General features: G+C 61.8%; 20 protein-coding genes. 9 read left to right on the top strand and 11 right to left on the bottom strand.

Translation table 11 applies throughout. The features are described 5' to 3' along the window. Positions 1–22 precede the first annotated feature (22 nt). The 5 genes from ACQY1L_RS18645 to ACQY1L_RS18625 form a co-directional block, all read right to left on the bottom strand. Positions 23–469, bottom strand: coding sequence for a pyridoxamine 5'-phosphate oxidase family protein (locus tag ACQY1L_RS18645; protein ID WP_430245481.1), 447 nt, complete (start codon positions 467–469; stop codon positions 23–25). Positions 470–592: 123 nt separating this feature from the next. Then, complete coding sequence (hemN, locus tag ACQY1L_RS18640; RefSeq protein ID WP_430245479.1) at positions 593–1,924, bottom strand: oxygen-independent coproporphyrinogen III oxidase; 1,332 nt, start codon at positions 1,922–1,924, stop codon at positions 593–595. Then, positions 1,921–2,079 carry a cytochrome bd-I oxidase subunit CydX gene (gene cydX / locus ACQY1L_RS18635; protein ID WP_184655460.1) on the bottom strand — a complete coding sequence of 53 codons (159 nt, stop codon included), beginning with the start codon at positions 2,077–2,079 and terminating at the stop codon, positions 1,921–1,923. The genes hemN and cydX overlap by 4 nt, the downstream gene beginning before the upstream one ends. 12 nt (positions 2,080–2,091) lie before the next feature. Next, on the bottom strand, positions 2,092–3,240 hold the full coding sequence (gene cydB / locus ACQY1L_RS18630) for a cytochrome d ubiquinol oxidase subunit II (RefSeq protein ID WP_430245476.1): 1,149 nt from the start codon (positions 3,238–3,240) through the stop codon (positions 2,092–2,094). 24 nt (positions 3,241–3,264) lie between these two features. Next, positions 3,265–4,845 carry a cytochrome ubiquinol oxidase subunit I gene (locus ACQY1L_RS18625; RefSeq protein ID WP_430246072.1) on the bottom strand — a complete coding sequence of 527 codons (1,581 nt, stop codon included), beginning with the start codon at positions 4,843–4,845 and terminating at the stop codon, positions 3,265–3,267. A gap of 160 nt (positions 4,846–5,005) precedes the next feature. Here ACQY1L_RS18625 and cydD point away from each other — a divergent pair, with 160 nt between their 5' ends. Continuing rightward, positions 5,006–6,772, top strand: coding sequence for a thiol reductant ABC exporter subunit CydD (gene cydD, locus ACQY1L_RS18620; RefSeq protein WP_430245474.1), 1,767 nt, complete (start codon positions 5,006–5,008; stop codon positions 6,770–6,772). After that, positions 6,769–8,430, top strand: a complete 1,662-nt coding sequence (gene cydC, locus ACQY1L_RS18615) for a thiol reductant ABC exporter subunit CydC (RefSeq protein WP_430245472.1) — start codon at positions 6,769–6,771, stop codon at positions 8,428–8,430. Before cydD ends, cydC begins: the two co-directional genes overlap by 4 nt. Here cydC and ACQY1L_RS18610 read toward each other — a convergent pair. The 6 genes from ACQY1L_RS18610 to ACQY1L_RS18585 all read right to left on the bottom strand — a co-directional run bounded on the left by ACQY1L_RS18610 (position 8,424) and on the right by ACQY1L_RS18585 (position 15,101). After that, the gene (locus ACQY1L_RS18610) at positions 8,424–9,083 is read right to left on the bottom strand and encodes a helix-turn-helix domain-containing protein (RefSeq protein ID WP_192087257.1); all 660 of its coding nucleotides are present in this window, start codon (positions 9,081–9,083) and stop codon (positions 8,424–8,426) included. The two genes, cydC and ACQY1L_RS18610, sit on opposite strands and share 7 nt — an antisense overlap. 315 nt (positions 9,084–9,398) lie before the next feature. Then, positions 9,399–10,568 (bottom strand): 4-hydroxybenzoate 3-monooxygenase, encoded by a 1,170-nt coding sequence (pobA, locus tag ACQY1L_RS18605; protein ID WP_430245470.1) that lies wholly within the window; start codon positions 10,566–10,568, stop codon positions 9,399–9,401. A gap of 200 nt (positions 10,569–10,768) precedes the next feature. Further along, positions 10,769–11,380 (bottom strand): NIPSNAP family protein, encoded by a 612-nt coding sequence (locus tag ACQY1L_RS18600; RefSeq protein ID WP_430245468.1) that lies wholly within the window; start codon positions 11,378–11,380, stop codon positions 10,769–10,771. After that, on the bottom strand, positions 11,377–13,119 hold the full coding sequence (locus ACQY1L_RS18595; RefSeq protein ID WP_430245466.1) for an FAD-dependent oxidoreductase: 1,743 nt from the start codon (positions 13,117–13,119) through the stop codon (positions 11,377–11,379). Before ACQY1L_RS18595 ends, ACQY1L_RS18600 begins: the two co-directional genes overlap by 4 nt. A gap of 51 nt (positions 13,120–13,170) precedes the next feature. After that, positions 13,171–14,007 carry an IclR family transcriptional regulator gene (locus ACQY1L_RS18590; protein ID WP_430245464.1) on the bottom strand — a complete coding sequence of 279 codons (837 nt, stop codon included), beginning with the start codon at positions 14,005–14,007 and terminating at the stop codon, positions 13,171–13,173. Next, positions 14,004–15,101 carry a Gfo/Idh/MocA family protein gene (locus ACQY1L_RS18585; protein ID WP_092663265.1) on the bottom strand — a complete coding sequence of 366 codons (1,098 nt, stop codon included), beginning with the start codon at positions 15,099–15,101 and terminating at the stop codon, positions 14,004–14,006. Before ACQY1L_RS18585 ends, ACQY1L_RS18590 begins: the two co-directional genes overlap by 4 nt. A 141-nt stretch (positions 15,102–15,242) precedes the next feature. Here ACQY1L_RS18585 and ACQY1L_RS18580 point away from each other — a divergent pair, with 141 nt between their 5' ends. The 7 genes from ACQY1L_RS18580 to ACQY1L_RS18550 all read left to right on the top strand — a co-directional run bounded on the left by ACQY1L_RS18580 (position 15,243) and on the right by ACQY1L_RS18550 (position 22,728). Then, a complete protein-coding gene (locus ACQY1L_RS18580; protein WP_430245461.1) occupies positions 15,243–16,973 on the top strand; it encodes an FAD-dependent oxidoreductase in 1,731 nt (576 codons plus the stop codon). Further along, positions 16,970–17,857 carry an NAD-dependent epimerase/dehydratase family protein gene (locus ACQY1L_RS18575; RefSeq protein ID WP_430245460.1) on the top strand — a complete coding sequence of 296 codons (888 nt, stop codon included), beginning with the start codon at positions 16,970–16,972 and terminating at the stop codon, positions 17,855–17,857. Before ACQY1L_RS18580 ends, ACQY1L_RS18575 begins: the two co-directional genes overlap by 4 nt. Before the next feature lie 108 nt (positions 17,858–17,965). Further along, complete coding sequence (locus ACQY1L_RS18570; RefSeq protein WP_348635234.1) at positions 17,966–18,778, top strand: shikimate dehydrogenase family protein; 813 nt, start codon at positions 17,966–17,968, stop codon at positions 18,776–18,778. A 116-nt stretch (positions 18,779–18,894) separates the two neighbouring features. After that, positions 18,895–20,022 carry an ABC transporter substrate-binding protein gene (locus ACQY1L_RS18565; protein WP_430245458.1) on the top strand — a complete coding sequence of 376 codons (1,128 nt, stop codon included), beginning with the start codon at positions 18,895–18,897 and terminating at the stop codon, positions 20,020–20,022. A 101-nt stretch (positions 20,023–20,123) separates the two neighbouring features. After that, positions 20,124–21,002 (top strand): branched-chain amino acid ABC transporter permease, encoded by an 879-nt coding sequence (locus tag ACQY1L_RS18560; protein ID WP_430245456.1) that lies wholly within the window; start codon positions 20,124–20,126, stop codon positions 21,000–21,002. Next, the gene (locus ACQY1L_RS18555) at positions 20,999–21,973 is read left to right on the top strand and encodes a branched-chain amino acid ABC transporter permease (RefSeq protein WP_430245453.1); all 975 of its coding nucleotides are present in this window, start codon (positions 20,999–21,001) and stop codon (positions 21,971–21,973) included. The genes ACQY1L_RS18560 and ACQY1L_RS18555 overlap by 4 nt, the downstream gene beginning before the upstream one ends. Continuing rightward, positions 21,970–22,728 (top strand): ABC transporter ATP-binding protein, encoded by a 759-nt coding sequence (locus tag ACQY1L_RS18550; protein WP_430245451.1) that lies wholly within the window; start codon positions 21,970–21,972, stop codon positions 22,726–22,728. The genes ACQY1L_RS18555 and ACQY1L_RS18550 overlap by 4 nt, the downstream gene beginning before the upstream one ends.

The raw sequence follows: 22,728 nt of genomic DNA, 5'->3' as shown, positions 1-22,728 counted from the left end.
GAACCGGGCGACACCGTGCGCATCAATGCGGATGCATGCCGGACACACGTCCGGTTTCGGTCGGGAGATAGGCCTCTCTCCCCGAGACGCTTTCGATCCGAATTCCATAGTAGACGGGTTTGTTTTGCACCCCGGCCGCTGCTGTTTTCAGTCCTCCAGGCAACCAATAGGTTGCGTTGCTGGACTGCAGAAGAGACCATGCACGCGCATACTTCGCCCATTCGGCAGTCTGATCGAATTCCTTGAACTGCCCATTCGCGATAACGGTCCGCCATTGTTGCGGACTGGAGATTTCGTCTGCCAGAATGCAGACGGAGTTATTCTCGCGCATCCACGAGATCTTCTTGCCCTCGAGCGAGAAGCTGTAGAACCAGTCGTCCTCAATGATGAAAGAAATCGGAACCGTGTACGGGCGGCCTTCGAGGACGCAGGACAATCTCCCCATCCGGGTTTTTGAAAGGAATGCCATGCACTCCTGATAATCAAGTTCTCTTATATTCATCCCGTCTGCCTTTCGTGAGGGCGCGCTTTCCGCTCCTCAAGCCGAAATCCTCAAATTCATTATGTCAGTGATGACGTTCAGTGGTGACGTTCATACGCTCGGGCTGAACAGATTTTGCCCCTGGCTTCTGAACCGGTCAAAGATCGCCGAAACAGTGCGAACATAGGGTCTCCCCTTTGCCGTCATCGAGATGCGGTTCGCCCGCACCGTCAACAGACCGCTCAGAGCGAGCGGTCGCAGCAAGGCCAATTCGTCGGCATAACCGGCGGCATTCTGTCCCAGATCGACGGAGAAATCGCACATCAGGCGTTCGATGATTGTCGCGCGTTCATGATCGTCCTCGACAAAGGCATGTCCGCGTCGTGTGGGTAGAGACCCCTCCGCGATATGGCGTTTGTAAGCCTCGATACCGGATTCCGACTGCGTGTAGCCACCGGGGAGCCGCGAGATGGAAGAGCACCCGAACCCCAGCAGGGTCGGGCGATCGTCGTCCGTGTAGCCTTGAAAATTGCGGTGGAGCCGACCTTCTCTTGCGGCAGCCGCCAATCGATCGGAAGGCTTGGCAAAATGATCGATGCCGATCGCCTGATAGCCCTCGCGGTAGAAGAAAGACGCGATCGCGCTTGCCTGCTGCAAACGCTCGATGGGTCCAGGAAGCGATGCACTATCGATCAGGCGCTGGTTGGCCCTTCGTGATGGTAGATGGGCGTATCCATAAAAGGCGATGCGATCCGGATTAAGGTCCACGACGGAACGGCAGGTCGTCAGCAAGCTTTCCTGGGTTTGGTTCGGTAGACCATAGATCAAATCGAAATTGATGCGTGAAATGCCGGCGTCGCGCAGATCACGGACAGCGGCGGCCACCTTTTCTTCCGGCTGCTCCCGCCCGATCGCCTGTTGCACAACGGTGTCGAGATCCTGGACGCCGAGACTGGCGCGGTTGATCCCGAGCCGGCCGAGCGCTTGGCAAAGATCGCGCCCGAGCATCCGCGGGTCGAGTTCGATCGAATGCTCGTAGTCGTCTTCCAGGTCGAAATGCTTCTTGAGCATACCGAGAACGGAGCTCAAGCCTGCCTCGCCCAGAATGGAGGGCGTGCCGCCGCCCCAGGCGATGCGGCCGATCTTCAGCCGGGCTGGCAGGTGAGCGGCAACCAGCGCGATCTCTGCCTCCAGCGTGGTCCGGTAGTCCTCGACCGGCTCGGCCTTCCGAACCGCCTTGGCATGGCAACCGCAATAGTGGCAAAGCTGCCGGCAATAGGGAACGTGCAGATAGACAGAGACCGGTTCGGCCGGATCAAGTTGGCCGAGCCAGGCGGCCTGTTCCTTGGGCCCCACCGCCTCGCTAAAATCCGCGGCGGTGGGGTAGGATGTGTATCGTGGAACCGGCATTTCCGCGAGACGCTCAACCAAATCCGGTTTCATGCGGCCGGATCTCCGAGGGAGCTGCGTTTTGGCTTGTTTGAGGGGTCCGGAAGCGCCGAGAGGCGCCGGTCTTCCTTCATCTCGAACCACATGGCGTTGAGGATGGCAAAGACGCAGGCGAGGCCGACGCCGAGGATCCAGGAAAAATACCACATGAATGATCTCCTTCAGTAAGCGTTCGGATTGCGACCGATCGAAGCCGCGTTCACTGGACCGCGCATCACGTGGTAGACCCAGGCCGTGTAGGCGAGCACGATCGGCAGGAAGACGACGGTCGCCAGCAGCATGATGAACAGGGTGAGGTGGCTGGATGACGCGTCCCAGACCGTCAGGCTCACGGCCGGATCGATCGACGACGGCAGCAGAAAGGGGAAGAGCGACAGGCCCGCGGTCGAGATGATGCCAAAGATGGCAAGGCTCGATCCAGCGAGTGCGATCTTGAACCGACGGCTGCCGAGTGCTGCCAGGGCGACGAGCGACCCGACGAAGCCGAGAACCGGCGCAATGATCATCCAGGGATATGCATGGTAGTTGTTGAGCCATGCTCCAGCCTGCGTGACGACGGTTTTCGCCAGCGGATTGGATGGACCGGCAGCTTCCTGAATACTGGTGACGACATAGCCGTCCATGCCGAAGGCGACCCACAAGCCGGCGAGCGCGAACAGGGCGACGGTGGCTGCGGCCGCCATCCGGCCAAAGCGCGTCGCGCGTTCGGCGACCGGCCCCGAGCAGCGCATGGCAATGACCACGGCTCCGTGCATGACCAGCATCGACAGGCTGGTGAGGCCAGCGACCAGGGCAAATGGCCGAAGAAGACCGAAGAAATTCCCGTCGTAATGGGCCCTCATCGTGCCATCGAGGCCGAAAGGTACGCCGAGCAGCACGTTGCCGACCGCGACACCGAAGATCAGCGCCGGCACGAAACCGCCGATGAACAGCGCCCAGTCCCAGGTGCTTCTCCAGCGCGGATCCTTGACCTTGCCGCGGAACTTGAAACCGACCGGCCGGAGGATGAGGGCCAGCAGGATGGCGATCATGGCAAGGTAGAAGCCGGAGAAAGAAGCCGCGTAGAGCGCCGGCCAAGCGGCAAAGATGGCGCCGCCGCCCAGAACGAGCCAGACCTGGTTCCCTTCCCAGGTCGGCCCAATCAGGTTGAGCAGGATGCGCCGCTCCTCGTCCGTCTTGGCCGCAAATGGCAGGAGGGCGCCAACGCCGAGATCGTAGCCGTCGGCGATGGCAAAGCCGATCAGGAGGACGCCGAGCAGCAACCACCAGATGATCCGCAATGTTTCATAATCGAGAGGTAAATGGGACATGGACCTTGCTTTCGAATGAGAGGGTCAGCGTTGCGGCGCAGCGGCGGCGCGTTCGGGAACCACTGCCGATCCGCGAATGCCGTCGATCAGCACGTTTCTTTCGCTCGGACCTGCCTTGATGATTTTGAGCATCAGCAGAACCATGATGACGGCAAGCGTCGTGTAGACCGTGAGGAAGAAGCCGAGGCTGATCGCCAGATCCACGAGGGTTAGGCCCGACGCGGCATAGAAAGTCGGCAGCACTCCCTCGACCACCCAGGGCTGACGCCCGTATTCGGCAACGAGCCAGCCGAATTCGATGGCAACCCATGGCAGCGGCAGGCTGAACAGGGCGATCCACAGAAGCACGCGGTTTTCACCAAGCCTGTGGCGGGAGGCCAGATAGAAAGCCACCGCGAAGAAGACGATCAGGTAGAGGCCGATCGCGACCATGAACCGGAAGCTCCAGAACAGCGTCGGCACGTCCGGCACGGTATCCCAAGCGGCCTTTTCGATCTGCTCGTCGGTCGCCGCCGGCACGTCATCGACGTAACGCTTCAACAGGAGTGCATAACCGAGGTCGCGCCACGTATCGGCAAAGGTCTGGCGGGCAGCGGCATTGTTGCGATCGGCGCGGATCTGGTCCAGCGCCGCATAGGCGGTCATGCCGTTGCGGATGCGGACTTCCGCACGCTCGACCAAGGGCAGAATGCCGGGCACCTCGGTGGAGAGTGATCGCGTGGTGATGAGGCCGAGAACGTAGGGGATTTTCACCTCATAGCTGTTCTCGCGGACGCCCGGGATGGCAAAGACATTGAGGCCGGCAGGGGCCGGTTCTGTTTCCCACATGCTTTCCATCGCAGCGATCTTCATCTGCTGGTGCTCGGTCGCGACATAGCCGCTCTCGTCACCAAGGACGACGACGGAAAGCGACGAGGCGAGGCCGAAGCTCGCGGCAACCGCCATCGACCGCTTGGCTAGATCCAGATGGCGTCCCCGCAGCAGGAACCAGGCGCTGATCGCCATGACGAACATGGAGCCGGTGACATAGCCGGCGCTGACCGTGTGGACGAACTTTGCCTGCGCCACGGGATTAAAGATGACAGCGGCGAAATCGGTGATTTCCATGCGCATCGTATCGGGATTGAAGGTCGAGCCGACGGGGTTCTGCATCCAGCCGTTGGCGATCAGGATCCACAGGGCCGAGAAGTTGGCGCCGAGCGCCACGAGCCAGGTCACGGCCAGATGGCCGACTTTGGAAAGCCTGTCCCAGCCAAAGAAGAAGATGCCGATAAACGTGGCTTCCAGGAAGAAGGCCATCAGGCCCTCGATCGCCAGGGGCGCCCCGAAGATATCGCCGACATAGTGGCTGTAATAGCTCCAGTTCATGCCGAACTGGAACTCCATGACGATGCCGGTTGCGACGCCCAGCGCAAAGTTGATGCCGAACAGCGTGCCCCAGAAGAGCGTCATGCGCCGCCAGATTTCGCGCCCGGTCATCACATAGACGCTTTCCATGATGGCCATCAGAAACGACAGCCCCAAGGTCAGCGGAACAAAGAGGAAGTGGTACATTGCCGTCGCCGCGAACTGCAGTCGCGAAAGGTCGACAACCGTAAAGTCGATCATGTGTCTACCCGCCTGTTTTCAGGTTTTCCGGTTCGAAATCCCCGGTCTGAAAGCGGCATAATCCACCGCACGGGCCCCGTGCATTGATTGCAATCAATGAGCCCTCCTGCATGCCGGATTAGATAGTCCCACGACGATCAGGGCAGTACGGAAACCGATGACCACAAGCACAGACGAGCAGGAAATGGGTGAAGATGGCGGCGACCGGAAAGCGCTTTCCGCCCTGCGCCGACACGGCGGCATCGCCCTCGGCATCGCGGTCGCACTCCCTATAATCTCCGGCCTGCTGCTGATCGGGCAGGTGCTCCTGTTGTCGCAGGTGCTTGGCCGGGCCATCGAGGATGGCGTTCCCTTAGACCAACTCTGGCCGCAGATCTTCGGTTTCGCCTCCCTCCTTGCTCTCCGTACCGCCCTTGCCTTTGCTGCCGAAGTGGCGGGATCGTTCGCTGCCGAAAAGATCAAGCGAACGGTGCGCGACAGCCTGACCACACGGCTGCTCGCTCCTCGTCCGGACTGGAGACAAGACCGGTCGTCCGGCGCGCTTGCAAGCACGGTTGTCGATCAGGTCGAGGCGTTGGACGGCTTCTTTTCGCGGTTCCTGCCCGCAACCATTCAGGCCGCATTGCTCCCCATCGTCTTTGCTGCAGCAGTGATGCCGTTCGACTGGGTGGTCGGGTTGTTGTTCTTGTTCACTGCGCCGATGATCCCGCTGTTCATGGCGCTGGTCGGCTTCGGGGCGCAGGCCGCGAGCGATGCACAGGCCAATGCGCTGTCGCGGCTGTCGGAGTATTTTGCCGATCGTCTCGGTGGTCTCCTCACGCTGAAGCTGTTCGGACGAATGGAGATCGAGGCTGGAGCCATGCACGAAGCGACAGACCAGCTTCGCCGGCGGACGCTGCGCGTGCTGCGCATCGCGTTCCTGTCATCGGCGGTGCTCGAATTCTTCGCAGCGCTCGGCGTTGCCGGCGTCGCACTTTACGTCGGCCTCAGCTATCTCGGCATGGTCGACCTGCCGGGTACGCAGTTGTCGCTCCAATCCGGGCTTTTCTGTCTGCTGCTGGCTCCGGAAGTTTATCTTCCGCTTAGATCGCTCGCCGCACATTACCACGACCGCGCCCATGCCAAGGGGGCGGTCGCAGAGATCGTGCGGCAATTCGGCGAGCTTCCCATGCCCGTGGCTGTGATCATCCCTCCGGCACCGGTGCGGCTTGTCTCCTCCGCGGTCCCGATCCTCGCCACCAATTTCAGCATCAAAACGCCGGACGGTTGCTCCATTCTGCTCACATCGAGCAGACTTTCCATCCCGGCTGGCCAGCATATCGCTCTCGTCGGCCGCAGTGGCATCGGCAAGTCGACGCTGCTGAATGTGCTGGCAAGGCTTGCGCGCACTGAGGGAACAATCGAGTTCGGCAATCGCCGGCTCGATGACATCGATGAGCGCGAGCTCCGCCGGATGCTGACCTTCGTCAGTCAGAAACCGCATCTCTTTCACGGCACGATCGCCGACAATATCCGCCTTGCTGATCCCGGCGCCAGCGACGACGAGGTCTGCCGCGCGGCCGATCTGGCCCTGGTCACGGCGTTCAGCGATGGCCTTCCGGACGGCCTTGCCACCGGCATCGGAGAAGGCGGTCTCGGTCTGTCGGGCGGCGAGGCGCATCGCGTCGGCCTGGCCCGCCTCTATCTCACGGATCCGTCCATCATCCTGCTTGACGAGCCGACCGCGCATCTCGATCCCGAGACGGAAGCGACCGTGCTCGATCGCCTCCAGGGGTTCGCCCAAGGGCGGACGATGATCATTGCCACGCATTCGATGACAGTCGCTTCCCGCATGGACGCGACAGTGCGGTTCGAGAACGGACATCTCTTGCCAATGAAGCCGACCCTGTCTGTCGTTTCCTCTGGTCGGGAGTTTGCCGCATGAGAGCGCTTCTGTCTTTTCACCCGCTGTTTCGGCGCCATCTGGCAGGCTTCGCTATTGCGCTTTGGCTTTCGCTGGCGACCCTTCTCGCGGGCGTTGCTCTGCTGGGCCTGTCCGGCTGGTTCCTGACCGCGGCATTCCTGACCACCGCTGCCATGAGCTTCAATCTTTTCGGTCCGTCGGCTGCTGTCCGAGGACTGTCGATGCTGCGCATCCTGTCGCGCTACGGCGAAAAGCTCGTCGGTCACGACACGACGCTTCGAGTACTGGCCGACATCAGAGAATGGCTGTTCAGACGCCTCGGTCCCGGCGTGCATCAAGCCAGCAAAGCGCTCCGCAAAGGCGATGCGGTTTCACGGCTGACGGCAGACGTGGATGCGCTCGACAGTGTGTTCATCGTCGCAGCCGGTCCGCTCGTGACGGGTGTACTCACAGCAACGGCAGTGACCGTTTTCCTGTCCGTCATGCTGCCGGCAGCTGTTATCCTATATGCGGTCGTCATGGCGACAGCTCTGTTTGTCGTTCCGATTCTCCTTTCAAGCGGAACGCGCCGGCTGGGCGCCCGGATCATAGACCTCTCGACCGAACTGCGTGTGGCGGCGTTCGACATGGTCGACGGCCACGCCGATCTGACTGCATTCGGTGCTGCCGATCGGATGCGGGCACGCTCCGATGCAATCGCTGCAGATCTTTCAAGGACGAGGCTGCGTCTCGCCCGTGCCTCGGCATCGGCGTCAGCAGCAATCGCCGTCCTCGGAGGACTTGCAGTCGTCGGCACATTGCTGACCGGGCTGACGGCTCTGGAACGTGGCCTGATCAGCGGCCCTATTCTCATCGGCCTTCTTCTCGCCTCGCTCGGGAGCTTCGAGGCAACGGCGGCCGTCACCCGTCAGGTCGCAAAGTTCGGTAGCGCGATCGCCGCGGCGGAGCGACTGAGGAGACTGGCGGAGACACCACCTGTTGTCGTCGATACGCTCCATCCGGCAGCCCTTCCCGCCGGGGGAAGTATCTCAATCGAAGGCCTGACCTTCGGCTACGATCCGCGGCGGCCTGTCCTACGGAACCTCGATCTGACGGTGGACGCCGGAAGCAGCGTCGCCATCATGGGGGAAAGCGGCGCCGGAAAATCCACACTCGGCGCCCTTCTCCTGCGCCTCGCTGATCCCATCGCGGGAGCCGTGCGCGTTGCGGGTACGGATATCCGCGACATCGCGCAGTCCGATCTCCACGCCAGGATCGCCCTGCTCGAACAGAACGCGCCGGTCTTCATCGGCACGATCGGTGACAATCTGAGGATCGGCTGCAACGGAGCGAGCGATGACGAATGCTGGTTCGCTCTCGGCAAGGCGCGTCTCGCCGATTTTGTGCGCAGTCTGCCTGCCGGTCTGGAAACGCCGGTCGGAGAAGCCGGTCATACACTCTCCGTCGGACAGGCACGGCGGCTTTGCCTCGCCCGAACACTTCTGTCCAAGGCGGAGATCCTCGTTCTCGATGAGCCGACCAGCGGTCTCGACCGGGAAACCGAACTCTCGTTCTTCAGTGATCTCAGGAACGCGACGGTGGGACGAACCGTCCTCCTCATCAGCCATGCGCACTTGCCGTTCGGGATCGTTGACCGCATCCTCCATCTGACGGACGGACGTCTGCGCGAAGATCAGTGAACGTTGATGCCTGCAACGGCCTCCAACGCAGACATGTCGATCAGTTCGACGGTTTGCGGATCGGGCAGCCGGATCATGCCCGTATTGCGCAGCTTGGTGAAGGAGCGGCTGACGGTTTCGATCGTCAGTCCAAGATAGTCCGCTATGTCGGTCCGCGACATTGGTAGGGACAGAGGATTGGCGGAAAGTTTATGCTCCGCAGCCCTTGAAGACAGCGCCAGAAGAAAGCTCGCAAGCTTTTCGACTGGCGCCAGGCGCCCGAGAATCATCTGATTGTCACGGGCCTGGCGAAGCGCCGAGCGGGTAAAGGAATGCAGCCGGTCCTTCAGCTTGGGGTAGCGTTCCATCAGCGCATGCATTTCGCGCGTCGAGAACGAACAGAGCTGGACTGAACCAATCGCTTCCGCCGTGGAGGAATGGACGTCCTCATCCGCCAGGCCAAGATAGTCGCCCGGCAGCAGAAAGCCGGTGATCTGGCGGCGTCCATCGGGGAGCGCGATCGATAGTCGCAACATGCCTGCAGTAAGGCTGTAGGTCCGATGCAAAGGGTCGCCTTCGCTCACAAGCATCTCGTTGGGAGCAAGATGCCGAGAGGTCATGATCTTGTCGAGTTCGGAAAGTTCCTCGTCAGCCAACGCAGCACAAACAGCCATTGTGCGCACATCGCAGTTGGCGCAAGCGCTGCACGCTTTCCGCCGATGTACTGATTTCTGAGTGGTGAAAGGACTGTCGTGCGTATCTACCAATCGATCGTTCTCGTCTGCTGTCAATTCAACATAAAATATCCAGTGGGACACACAACCGATATTGCGGCTGCCGACGATCAGGAACGCCCCGACCATCCCGTCAAGTGTATGACTCATGTCGACGAATACAACAGATTATCACGTTTGCGATGAGCAATGATCGCGATCGACGTGTATGGCCGCCGCACCGCAGCTTCGGCCGACAACTCTTTCCGACGGAGCCTAATAGGGCATGCCGACATAGTTTTCGGCGAGTGCTGTTGCGGCAGCCTTCGAGCCTACGAGGTAATTGAGTTCCGCTTCCTGGATTTTCCGGTCGAACTCGCCGGCTTCGGGAAAGCGGTGCATCATCGTCGTCATCGACCAGGAGAAGCGCACGGCGCCCCATACGCGCTTGAGCGCTCGCATCGAATAGGCGTCGATTGCCGCGGCTGATTTCTCTGCGAAATACTCTTGCAGACCTTCGAACAGGTAGAACACGTCACTGGTTGCAAGGTTCAGCCCCTTGGCGCCGGTCGGGGGCACGATATGGGCGGCATCGCCGACCAGGAACAGGCGGCCGAACCGCATCGGCTCGGCAACGAAGGACCGCAACGGCGCGATCGATTTTTCGAATGAGGGGCCGACGACCATGCTTTCCGCATGCTCCGCCGGCAACCGCCGACGCAGTTCGTCGTAGAAGCGCTCATCCGACCAATCCTCGATCTTCTCGTCCAGTCCGCACTGGATATAGTAGCGGCTGCGGCTGGCCGAGCGCATCGAACACAGTGCGAAACCGCGGCTGTGATTGGCGTAGATCAGTTCGTGGCTGACCGGCGGCACATCCGCCAGGATCCCGAGCCAGCCGAACGGATAGACCCGTTCGAACGTCGTGAGACTGTGCTCCGGCACCGATTTACGGCTGATGCCGTGGTAACCGTCGCAGCCGGCGATGAAATCGCAGTCGATCCGGTGGCTGACGCCCTCTCTTTCGAATGTCACGTACGGGTTCGTTCCATCAAAGTCATGCGGCGCTACGTTTTCGGCACTATAGATCGTGGTTGCGCCGGAGGCTTCGCGCTGATCCATCAGGTCGCGGGTGACTTCGGTCTGGCCGTAAACCAGCACGCGTTTTCCTGTTAGCCCGAACAGGTCTATGCGGTGGTCGCGGCCGTCGAAGGCAAGCGAGAACCCGTCATGTGGGAGGCCGTCCCTGTGCATCCTGTCCGCCGCACCGGCACGCTCCATCATGCTGACCATGCCTTCCTCCAGCACGCCCGCCCGCACCCGGCCAAGGATGTAGTCCTTGCTCACCCTGTCGAGAATGACGTTTTCGATACCGGCATTGGTCAGCAATTGGCCAAGCAAGAGACCCGAAGGGCCAGAACCGATGATGGCGACTTGGGTGCGCATGAAATCCTCCGTAGATCTTGGGGTCTCTTTAAGCGCACCCGCAGGCGTTTGAACAATGGATTATACGGCCAATCTATAGGACTGATGCCGGTCCGCCTTTACGGAGAAAAGCAACGCTCGCCGGACACGGAGAGCCGTAGGATGACGTCCAGACGTATCATACCAGGCCGTCGCGACGACGGCCTGCCCGATCGACGCCTTCACTTCAGCGGCGAGAAGGGCAGCGGCATGGCGATCTGGCTGGTCATTTCAGGTGTCAGCCAGTCCGGCCCGCCCTTCGGTGGCCATTTTCCGTCGGTGACCGATTTCCCGCGTGCCTCTGTGCGGGCGGCAAGGCTGGCATAGGGCCAGATCTGGGTGAGCCGTGGTCTGCCGTCGAGCCCATACATGGCAACGGTGAGCTTCGAATAGGCCTCGCGCGCGGGCACCGCATCGGCCCATTTTTCCGCGGTCGGCGTGATGCCGTTGATCCGGGTGTGATAGGTGCGGAATTCATAGACCGGGCCAAACGTGCCCGCCTCGACGGGAGCCAGGAATTCCAGCGCGCGGTAGCTTTCCATGCTGAGCGAAACCAGTTGCTCGACGCAGCCGAAGGGGTTGTCGCTGCGCAACGCCCGCTCGCGCTCGCCGTAGAGACTATCGAGACTGTCGAAGGCGCGCAGCAGGAAGATTCGGTTCAGCGAGCCGATATCGGTGCCCCAGGCTCCGCAGAGGCGCCCCACGCCTGATGCCACCCAGGCTTCGATCCCGGGCGTTGCCTTGCCAGCGCCAAAGATCACCGTATCGAGCGTCGCAAGTTCATAAAGGCTCATTCCATTTCCTCCTGTGAAATTGTCTCGGATACCGTGACGGGCTGGCCGGACAGAACCCGACCGGCGATGTATCCGAACGTCATGCCCGGACCGAGTGTGATGCCGCCGGACGGGTAATTGCCGCCCATGATCGACGTCATGTCGTTGCCGACAGCAAACAGACCGGGGATTGCCTCGCCGCCCGCATCCAGAACCCGCGACTGCGGATCGGTGCGAAGGCCGGCGAAGCTTCCGAGCGATCCGGGCACGATCTTCACCGCGTAAAACGGCCCATGGGCAAGCGGGGCAAGCGATGGATTTGGCGCGTGGTCGGCATCGCCCTGGACCCGGTTGTAGGCGGACCGGCCGCGCCCGAATTCGGGGTCTTCGCCACGCTCGGCATATCGATTGAAAGTCGCGACCGTGTCTGTGAGAGCTGCTTCGGGAATGCCGCAGACCGCGGCAAGCTCGGCCAGCGTTCGACCTCTCTTGAGGTAACCGGAACGGATCGCCGGGCCGAGAGAAAAGGGAAACGGCTTTGCCCATCCGAGGCCCCAGCGCCGCTGTGCCTTGTGGTCGGCGATCAGCCAGGCAACGGGCGCGCTTGCCTGCGGCGTCGCATCGAGCAGCGCCTTGGTAAAGTCGTGATAACTGTCCGCCTCGTTGACGAACCGTCTGCCCGACGCGTTGACGGCGATGATGCCGGGTTTGGCGCGTTCGATCAGGTGCGGGAAATGTGCCACGCTGCCATCCGGCCGTGTCACCAGCGACACCGGCGCCAACGCCATGGCCGATGCGAGATCTGCGGAAACGGTGGCGCCGACGGTTTCCCCCAGCCGCAATCCGTCGCCCGTATTGCTGCTGGGTGCTGCCGAAAAATGCCCCTCGCCGCCGCCGGCCGATCCGGCGAGCGCAGTCAGACGGTCGCGGTCATGCGGAAAACCACCGGTCGCCAGCACGACGCCGCGCGCCGCATGAACGATCGTATCGCCACCTTCATTGCCCAGCCGCGCGCCGACGACCCGATCGCCATTCTGCAACAGCTCTTTTGCCGGCGCCTGTTCCATCATCGAAACGCCGAGATCGAGCGCCGAGCGCAGCAAACGGGCAACAAGAGCATTGCCGTTGACGAGATGCATGCCGCGGCGGTGCAATGCAAGATCGCGAAAATGCCGGACGAGCCGGCCCGCTGCGTAAAGCCCCGAACGCGGCTTGCGGGTTGCCTTGAAGAAATGTCCGATGTCGGCACCGCTTGCGAGCCCCATGCCCCAGAGGCTGGCGACGTCGAGCGGCGGGCGGAGCTTGTCGATCCATGGACCGAGACGCCGCCCGTCATACGGGGCCGCGGTCACCGACCGGCCACCCTTCAGAGCACCGGGCGTGTCGTGGAAATCCGGCACGCGATTGCCGTCCACCCAGCGGACCTCCGTATGATCCTGAAAGAAGGAAACCATTTCCGGACCCTTGTCCAGGAAGGCCGCGACGCGCGGATCACCGTAACGGTTGCCGAGTTCGCTGCGCAGGTATCCGCGGGGGCCCTCCGGTGGTTCGTCTATTCCCGCAGCCCGCGCCAGAGGATTGCGGGGTATCCAGAGCCAGCCGCCCGACCAAGCCGATGTACCGCCGAAAACAGAAGCCTTTTCAGCGACGATGACCTTGCAGCCGTAGTGCGCTGCCGTCACCGCCGCCGCGAGCCCGGCAGCGCCGGAACCGATGACGAGAACATCACAGGTCATGGTGTTCACAGATTGCCGTTCCATCCATCCCCGCCTTACGTACATGCCCGGACAAGACAGTGGAACGAAGCGTTGCTACGCGGTCTTCCGTTCCATTCCTCTGGCCGGCTCAACCGCCTTCACGACTGCCTGAAAATATTGCGATCCCGAGGCTGCCTCGCCAAGTTCGATGGCCGCGGCCTGGAGCCGGGGTGCGAGCACCGCCATCCGCTCCGCCGTCATCCGCACGGCCGGGCCGGCGATCGAGAGACATCCGAGCACCTGACCATGGCCGTGATACCGGACCGGAACGGCCATAGCCGCCATGCCGGCGATATAGCTATCCACCGCCGTCGCGTAACCGAGGGCGCGGGCCTCAGCCAGTTGTTCCAACAGCAGCGTAAGGCTGCGCGGGGCGTTCGGTCCCGTGCCTTCCGCCTGTCGCAAAAGCCCTTGGCCAGAGACAAGCGACAGCGCCTCTTCATCACTCATCGACGAAAGCCACGCCTTACCGCCGGCGGAACTCGCCAGATGCACGACAACGCCCTGTTCCTGGCCCGGATCGTAACGGAGGCCACGTGTTGCCCCCTGCGCCACCGCCACCCAGGTCAGACGGTCGCCATCGATGACGGAAAGCCGGATCAACTCGCCGGAATGCGCCGCCAGTTCGTCGAGCACCGGCTGCGCCACATCCGTAATGCCGGCACGGCTGAGAAACCCGACGCCCATGGCCGGCAGCTTGATGGTCAGGGCGTAATCGCCCTGCGCCTGCGCCTGGCGCACATAACCTAGCCGCGCGAGCTCCTGCAAAGTCCGGTGTACGCCGCTTGCCGGCTGATCGATTTCGCTGGCGATCGCCGACACGGTGAGGCCGGCCGGATGATTGACCAGCAGTTCGATGATGGCGAGGGATTTTCCGAGAACGCTGCTCATGGACCCATTCCGTTGTTGAACACGGTTCCACTAAGGCTTTCGAGCGGTGAAAGGTCAACTGTGACGGACTGTCCGGTATCGGCTGCCGTGCGGATCGCATCGAGCACGATCAGGTTGGCCGTCGCGTCCCGTACTGACACGATCGGCGTGCCTGACCCGTCCATCAGATCGGCAAAATGGGAAAGCTGGCGCTCGTAGGGGTCGGCCTGGATGACATCGAGTACTGTCGGTCGCAACTTCTCAGTCCAGTCCGGCTCGCCCTTCGGTTCCCAGAGCGTCAGATCGGGCAGCGAGAGGCCAGCTTTGCTGCCGGCATAATGATGGGCGGTTACCGGATGAGCTGGAAAGCGTGCCGGATTTTCCGCCGCTGTCAGGTCCCAGGCCCAGGGGCCGACCGCGGTATCGGAAATGCACAGGGTCGCGATCCCGCCATCGACAAAGGAGAGATTGACCGCCGCCGTATCCTCGACGGCAAAACCGCGGCGCGCATGGCTGGCGATCGCCTGGACCTGCGCAATCTCGCCGAAGAAATGCCGCAGCAGATCGATTTCGTGGACCATGTTGATCAGCAGTGGCCCGCCGGCGCCCGGAGTTCTGCGCCACGCGGCCTCGAAGTATCCGGCCGGCTTGGCAAGCGAACAGGTCACGGTCGCCATCACCAGATCGCCAATCCGGCCGGCATGAATCGCCGCATGGGCTGCGCGGATGATCGGGTTATGGCGACGGTGATGGCCGATCAGAAGCGGCAGACCGGTCTCGTCGGCAATCGCGATCAGCCTCAGCGCCGAAGCCAGGCTTTCGGCAACCGGCTTTTCCAAAAGCACCGGAATTCCGGCCCGCAACAGGGCTTCGGATACGGGAAGATGCGTCTCGTTCGGCGTAGCAACGATCGCCGCTTGAGCGAGACCCGAATCGATCAACGCCTCTGCGGAAGGAAGACAGGGAATGCCGAGCGAGGCAGCGAGAACAGCTCCCGCCGGCATCGGGTCGACGATCGAGGTCAGGCGAAAACGCGGCATTCCAGCCAGCGTATCGATATGCGTGCGGCCGATGGCACCGGCTCCAATCACAGCAATGTCGATTACACTTCTCATCCAGATCCTCCCAGAACGGAGATATGAGGTATCAGACAGACGAAAAAAATGGAACTAGTTTTTATTCTTGAATGTCATTCCATAATTTGTGATGGTGGCCACAGAAGATTGGCCTGTCTCGTCTTTTGGGAGGATTGCCACATGCAACATGCACTGACGAAAGTCGGGCCAGATTACGATGTCGTCGTACTGGGAGCTGGCGCAGGCGGCATGTCGGCCGCCATCTTTGCCGCGATGGAAGGCGCACGTGTCCTTTTGGTCGAGCGCACCGAATATCTCGGCGGCACGACCTCCTATTCCGCCGCGACCACGTGGATCCCGCTTACCCGTCACGCGCAGGCCATGGGTGCCGACGACAGTCGCGATAAGGTTTCAGGCTTTCTCGATCGCGCTGTCGGCAACCACAGCTCCAAATCCGTGCGCGATGCGTTTGTTGCAGCCGGAACAGGCGTGGTCGATGCGCTGGAAGACAAAACGGACGTCAAATTCCGTGCGCGCCCGTTTCACCCCGACTATCTTTACGAGCTCGAGGGCGCCACGTCCTTCGGGCGGGCTCTCGAACCTTTGCCGTTCGATGCATCGGCGCTCGGGAAAGACCTGCATCTCATCCGTCCGCCCATCCCGGAATTTACTATTCTCGGCGGCCTCATGGTGGACCGTGACGACATCGCCCATCTGATGAAAATCGGCAAATTGGCGAAGTCGACCGCTTACTCGGCTCGACTGATCGGACATTACTACCTGGACAAGATCCGCCATGGCCGCGGAACGCGGCTGGTGATGGGCAATGCTCTCATCGGCAGGATGCTGCTTGCCGCGCGAAAGCTTGGGGTCACCATCCTCACCGAAACCGAGGCATTGGCGTTCACGACCGGGCCTCGCGGCGTAACAGGCGTGACACTCCGTCAGAAGGATACCGAACGGCAGATTCACGTCACGGGCGGGTTGATCCTCGCCTCCGGCGGCTTTGCCCGTCACCCGACCATGCGTGCAGACAAGTTGCCGCAACCACTGCCCGAATTCAGCCCGTCGGCGCCTGGTCATACGGGCACGCTGCATGATCTCGCCTTTACCGCGGGCGCCTATCACGGCGACACGGCGGCGCAGCCGTGCTTCTGGGCGCCGGTCTCGCATCGCAAGCGCGCCGATGGCTCGATGGCGGTTTTTCCGCATTTCGTCTTCGACCGTTCCAAACCCGGCATCATCTCGGTTGGCCGAGACGGTCGTCGCTTTGTCAACGAAAGCACCAGCTACCACCTGTTTGTGTCGGCCATGTATGCGGCGAACAAGGACGGCAGCCATGTGCCCACCTATCTGATTGCCGACGCTGCGGCGCTGAAGAAATACGGCATGGGGATGATCCGGCCCGGTGGTGCGAACATTGCCCCCTATCTTGCCGATGGCTACCTGACCGAGGCTGCGACGCTCGACGAACTCGCCAGAAAGCTCGGCATCGACGCTGCCGGCCTGAACGACAGCGTGGCCAGAATGAACGCCTATGCAAGGACCGGCACGGACGCCGATTTCGCCCGCGGCACCACCGTCTACGAAAAGGCCAATGGCGATCCGACGCATGGGCCCAATCCGACGCTCGGGCCGCTCGAGACGGCTCCCTATTATGCCGTCAAACTCTGGCCTGGCGATATCGGCTCGGCCATAGGCCTGGTCGGCGACGAAAATGCCCAGCTTCTGCGGCGCGACGGATCGGCGATCTCAGGTCTTTACGCCTGCGGCAACGATTTGCAGTCGATCATGGGCGGGGTCTATCCCGGCCCAGGCATCACGGTTGGCCCGGCGATCGTGTTCGGGGCCATCGCCGCCCGTCATGCAGCCCGCCGCGCCGTCGCTGCTCGCAAGGGAGAAGCTGCATGAGCCTCGTCCTTGTGACCGGCGGAACCGGCTTCGTCGGCCTGCGAACCTTCAGGGCATTGCAGGCGGCCGGGCACCGGGTCCGGATCTTCGACCTGGCTCCGAAGCCCGAACGACTATCCGTCACGGATGGCGTCGAGATCGTCTCGGGCGATATCACCGATGCCGCCGCGGTGGCGAAAGCTGCCGATGGATGCAACGGAATTGTCCATCTCGTCGGCCTGATGACGGTCGATTGTGCCCGCAGCCCGGCGCTCGGCACGCGCGTCAATCTTCTAGGCAGCATCAATGTGTTCGAGGCGGCAAAGGCAAAGCACCTACCGGTTGCCTATCTGAGTTCGGCCGGCGTGTTCGGACTCGACGATGCCGTCAATCCGAGGCCGATGACGGTCTATGGGGCGACAAAGCTTGCGGTCGAAGGCATGGCGCGGGCCTATTTGATCGACCACGGCATCCCGAGCCTCGGCCTTCGCCCCTACATCGTCTACGGCCCCGGCGAAAGCGCTGGCATCGCGGCTGGTCCGTCGATCGCGCTTGGAGCAGCCGTGCGCCGCGAACCGGCCGAAATCCATTTTTCCGGCCGCGTCGGCTTCGTCTACGTGGACGACGTGGCACAGATGTTATCGACCGCGATGACAGTGCCGCTGGAAGGAGCGACCGTTCTGACCATGGCCGGAGATACGGTGGAGATGACCGATTTTGTCGCCGAACTCAGTCACCAGTCCGGCTGGAACGAGATCCGGATCAGCGGACCGCCCTTGCGTATTCCCGCCGATTTGGCGTCGGACCCGGTGCCGCACATCCTAGGCAATCAGCCTGTCACGACTGTCGGCAACGGCATCGCCCGGGCCTTGGCCGAACTGAAGGAGACCGCCGGTGTTGAATAGTCCAACGTTTCGCCCCCATCGTCCATTTGCCGACGAAGGGGCCTATGTTTTTGTCGAGCTTGAGAACGACCGGACAAGGGTCGGATCGCATGCCGAGGGGAGGAAGGCGTGAGTATAAATATAAAGGTCGACGGGGAGACCAAGCTCTTCCCGATCATCGGCCATCCGATCGGACAGGTGAAATCGCCCGCTTCGCTCAGCCAGATCATGGCCGATCGCGGCTTTAACGGCATCGTCGCACCGGTCCATATTCTCCCCGAAGACCTGGCCGGCTGGCTGTCGCAGGCAAAGAGCATGCGCAATGTCGCGGGCATCATTGTCACGGTACCGCACAAAGTCCCCTGCCTCGAATTCTGCGCCCGCATATCGGCCCGCGCAAAGGCATCCGGCGCCGTCAACATCATGATCCGCGATGGCGACGACTGGGTGGGCGACGCGACCGACGGACACGGCTGCCTTGACGGTATCGCGGCCCAAGGCTTCGAGATCGCCGGCAAGTCTGCGCTTCTGGTGGGTACCGGCGGCGCCGGAGCGGCCATCGCCTACGAAATCCTGGCGCGCGGCGCCTCGGAACTGGCCCTGCACGATCTCGACACGCACAAACGCGATGCGTTGATCGCGCAGTTGAACAAGGCATTTCCGGGTCGTGCGCGGATAGGCTCAACAGATCCACGCGGTTTTGCACTGGTCGCCAATGCCACGCCACTTGGCATGCGTGAGACCGATCCCCTGCCGGTGCAGACGGATCTTCTGACCGCAGACCAGTTCGTCTCGGACGTCGTGACGCGGCCGGCCGTGCCGCCGCTGATTGCTGCTGCCCGCGACAAGGGCTGCGGCACCATGTCCGGGTCAGGCATGTTCGACGCCCAGGCCGTGCTGCTGGCCGATCTGTTGATGGGGACACGCACGATCGACGCCTAGGCGATCGAGACGAAGACACCGCAGGCCCGGGTCTACGCCCGGGCATGAGGATACGGCGACAAGGGAGGAGACCTGGCCGCCGGGACGGAAATATCGATCAGCCAAGGAGGAAGGTCATGATCAGAAAACTTATCACCACGACTGCAATGGTACTGGCGCTCGGCGCAATGCCGGCGCTTGCCGAACTGAAGGTCGGCTCGATCGTCGAGTTGTCCGGACCCGGTGCCGCGGCCGGCACCAACTTCCGCGATGGCGTGAAGATGGGCTTTGAGGAAATCAATGCCCAGGGCGGCATTCTCAAGGAGCCGGTCAAGGTTCTGGAATATGACAGCCAGACCGACCCACAGGTTTCGCGCGCCATGGTGCAGAAGGGTATCGACGACGGCATCTACGCGATCATGGGAACGGTGTTCTCGTCATCAACCGTGGTCAACATGCTGGTCGCGCGTCAGGCCGGCATTCCGCAGTTCACCGGCTCCGAGGCTCCGTCCATCGTCGCCATGAAAAACCCCTACATCTTCCGCACCGCCTTCGGCTCCCAAAAGGGCGTGCCGAAACTTGCCAAATACATGTCCGAGACGATGGGTCTGAAAAAGGTCGGCGTCGCCTGGGCCAATACCGAATTCGGCAAGGGCGGCCACAAGGCTTTCGTCGATGCGATGAAGGCTGCCAATATCGAGGTCGTCGTCGATGTGCCGTCTGAACAGGCGCAGGCTGACTTCTCCGCCGACGTGCTGAAGCTGAAGGGCTCCACGGCCGAAGCCTTCTTCATCTATTACACCGAGGAAGAAAGCGCCCGCTTCCTGCGCGAAGCCCGCAAGCAAGGCCTGAACAAACCGCTTCTCGGCGAAACTACTCTGATCGGCCACAAGGTCATCGAACTTGCCGGCGATGCGGCGAACGGCGCCATGGGCCATGTCGGTCTGACGCCCGATGCCGATATCCCCGCCGTCAAGGAAATGGTCGAGCGCTTCAAGACGAAGTTCAAGTACACGCCCGACCACAATGCCATCAAAGGCTACACCGCCGCCTGGACGTTGAAATACGTCACGGAAATGGTCGGCAAGCCGGACAGCAAGGCCATCGCGGAAAAGCTGCACGGTCTCAAGCTGACCGCCAAGGAGCACCCCGGCGTCCTGATGGATGTGAGTTGGGACGACACCGGCGAGATGTCGCGCGAAAGCTTTGTCGTGAAAGTCGAGAACGGCAAACAGGTGGTCCAGGCGGTGCTGCCGCCGAACTGATGCTGATCGCATGACGAGACAAGTGCCGGCGGTTCGCGCCGCCGGCACGTCGTCATCAATCCTGCACGTCACGCCGATTACCAGCCCGTGAGGACGACCCCATGGCCGAGTTTATCCAGATTATTGTCTCCGGTCTCGCCGCCGGCTCCATCTACGCCCTTGCGGCAGTCGGCTTCACCCTGTTGTGGCAGGCAACGCAAACCATCAACTTTGCCCAAGGCGAGTTCGTCATGCTGCCAGCGTTTTTCGTGCTGGTTGGTATGACAGTGTTTGGCCTGCCGCTATGGCCCTCCGTGGCGCTGGCGCTCGCGCTGTCGCTTCTTATCCTCGGCGTCGCCTTCAAGCGGCTGATCGTCGAACCGATGCTGCCGCACGGAACGCTGCCGCTGGTCATCGCCACCATTTCGCTCGGCCTCCTGATGAAGGAAAGCGTCAAGGAATTTTACGGCGCGACCGCCCAGCCCTTCCCTGCGATCTTTCCGCAGACGGTCTACGAGATCGCCGGCGCCAGCGTTTCTATGCAAGATATCGGCAATCTCGTTGTCTCGATGCTCGCAATCGGCAGCCTGCAGCTGTTTCTCAACCGAACACGGACCGGCCGCTGCATGCAGGCCAGCGCCCAGAATCCGGCGGTTGCCGAAATCCTCGGCGTCAACGTCAAGCGCATGGTGCTCTATACATTTCTGATCAATGCCGGCCTTGCCACCGTCGCCTCGGTACTGATCTCGCCGATCTATCTTGCCAAGTTTTCCAATGGTGAAACGCTCGGTCTCGTCGCTTTCATCGCCGCTATCGTGGGCGGGTTTAACCAGATCCGCGGCGCGCTGGTCGGCGGCCTGCTGATCGGCGTGATCGACAATCTGTCAGCCGTCTACATCTCCGCCCAGTACCGCTCGGCCATGCCGCTTCTGCTGCTGATCGCCATCATCCTCTTGCGTCCGCAGGGCCTGCTCGGCACCTCGGAAGGGAGAACCGTATGATCCGCCTGAAACCGTTTCTGCTTCTGCTGGGTATTGCTGCCCTCGTCGCCGCTCCGATCGGCCAGGGCAACTACATTGTCTACACGCTGGCCTCGTGGCTGATTTTCTCGATCACTGCCATGGGCCTCAACCTGACGCTCGGTTATGCCGGACAAGTCAGCCTGGCGCAGGCCGCCTTCATGGGCATCGGCGCTTACATCACCGCGCTGATGACGCTCAACGGCATTCACTGGGGACTGGCCGTGATCGTGTCGATCGCAGCAAGCTTCGCGGTCGGCTTGCTGCTCGGCTACCCCGCGCTGCGGGTTCAGCACCACTTCCTCGCCTTCGTCACGCTTGCCTTCAACACACTGTTGTTCCTCGTGCTGCGCAACGAGGAAGAGATAACCGGCGGGTCGTTCGGCCTTGTCGGCATGCCTCGACCGTCGTTTTTCGGCATCACCACCGACGGCAACATCGCCTTTTACTATTTCACGCTGGTCTGCTTCGTCGTGTCCGCTAGCGCCATGTGGTGGATCCTGCGCTCTCCCTGGGGGCGAGCCTTCAGGGCGCTGCGCGAAAATCCGATCCGCGCCGAAAGCCTTGGCCTTAAGGTTCGACGCCAGACACTGCTTGCCTTTGCCATCGGCTCTGCGTTCGGCGGTCTTGCCGGCGCGCTGCAGGCACCGCTGGTGCAGTTCATCGAGCCCAGCAGCTTTGCACTGATCCATTCCCTGAAAATCCTGCTGATGGTGGTGGTCGGCGGTTCGGGCTTCTTCTTCGGCCCGATGCTGGGTGCCGCCGTGGTGATCCTCCTGCCGGAACTGCTGCGCTTCACGGAAGGCTATTACCTGATCATCTACTCGACGCTGGTGATCGTCCTGATGGTGTTTTCGCCAACCGGCCTGATCGGGGCCGGCAAGAAACTCGCGGAAAGGTTCCGGCCAAAGCATGAGGCCCGCCGCGATCTCAAACAGGGAGTCCAGCTATGAATGCGGCGGCCCAGGAGGTCATTCTTTCGGTTCACAACATCTCGAAACGGTTCGGCGGCATCCGTGCCGTCCACCAGGTCAGCTTCGATGTGCACAAAGGCGAGATTCTCGGATTGATCGGCCCGAACGGGTCGGGCAAATCGACGCTGTTCAACTGCATTCTCGGCCAGTCGAAGCCGACCGAGGGTCACTGCAAGATCAACGGCAAGTCCACCGACGGCGTAAGGCCTGCCGACCTTTCATTGTTGGGCGTTGGACGCACCTTCCAGCAGCTCTCGGTCTTCCCCAACATGACGGTGCTCGACAATATCATTGTGGCAGGCCAGGAACATGAAGGCTCGATGCTGTCGCGCCTGTTCGGCAAATCGGATGCGGGACTGACGACGAAGGCCGAACAGCTGATCGAGTTCTTCCGGTTGACGCCTTACCGCGATACGCCGGCGGGCTCGCTCTCCTATGGCCAGCAAAAGCTGGTCGATGCGGCCATGGCCTTCATGGCCGGACCCGGGATCGTGCTTCTCGACGAGCCGGCAGGCGGAGTCAACCTGACCATGCTTGGGCATCTCAAGGACCGGCTGATCACCTACAACCGCGAACATGGCACGACCTTCGTGGTCATCGAACACAATATGGAATTCGTCATGTCGCTCTGCACCCGCGTCATCGTGCTGGCGCAGGGCGAGATCATCGCCGAGGGGACACCGGATGAAATCCGGGCGAACCAATTGGTCATCGACGCGTATCTCGGAGGCTGA

The sequence above is a fragment of the Neorhizobium sp. DAR64862/K0K3 genome (assembly GCF_050500185.1).
GTDB classification, from domain to species: domain Bacteria; phylum Pseudomonadota; class Alphaproteobacteria; order Rhizobiales; family Rhizobiaceae; genus Neorhizobium; species Neorhizobium soli.
Note: the sequence above shows the minus strand (reverse complement) of the source record. Positions and strands in the feature narration are given on the sequence as shown.